The organism is Zooshikella harenae (assembly GCF_018837975.1).
Lineage (GTDB): Bacteria > Pseudomonadota > Gammaproteobacteria > Pseudomonadales > Zooshikellaceae > Zooshikella > Zooshikella harenae.
This window is the reverse complement of the sequence record NZ_JAGSOY010000318.1, coordinates 1-722: the sequence shown is the minus strand read 5'-3', so window position 1 is coordinate 722 and position 722 is coordinate 1. Positions and strand designations below refer to the sequence as shown.

Sequence of the window (722 nt, the reverse complement as noted above, 5' to 3'; positions counted from 1 at the left end):
GTCCAAACCCAAAGCCAGGTGTTTGATGAACTGGGCCGACTCATTCGCTCAGTGGGTGCCGCCGGTCAAACCAGCAAAGTGTCGTATGATGTCAACAGCAATGCGACCGGTGCCGTGGATGCCAATAACCATGGCTCCAGCTATGGGTTTGATGCGTTAAATCGTTTAGTCACCTCAACCGATGCCTTAAACCAAGTCACCAAGCTAGACTATGACGCGCAGGGTAATCTTGCCAAAGTCAGTGCACCCAATGGCGCAGTGACACAATACGCATACAACGGCTTTGGTGAATTGGTTAAACGCATCAGTGCCGATACGGGTGTCACCACTTACCAGTATGACAGTGCCGGTAATATTACCCAGAAAACCGATGCCCGTGGCGAAGTCACCCAGTACCGCTATGACGCCTTAAACCGCTTAACGGCACGGACGTATCCTAGTCAGCCCAAGCTGAATGTTACCTACCAATACGACGAGACCGATAATGGTAACGTCGGTATTGGCCGTTTAACCGGTGTTAAAGACCAAGCTGGACTCATTGCCTATTACTACAATGCCCAAGGCAACCTCACTAGCGTCATGCGTGGTATGTACGTTGCCGGTCATGAGTTGGTCTACAACACCCAGTACCAATATAGCAATGCAGGCTATATCACCGGCATCACCTACCCAAGTGGTGCCTCTGTCAGCTATGCCCGCAATAGCCTAGGCCAGGTCACAGG

At 51.4% G+C, this 722-nt stretch carries 1 pseudogene; it reads left to right on the top strand.

The features are described 5' to 3' along the window. A pseudogene (locus KCG35_RS25890) lies at positions 1 to 722 on the top strand (hypothetical protein); the annotation flags it as partial.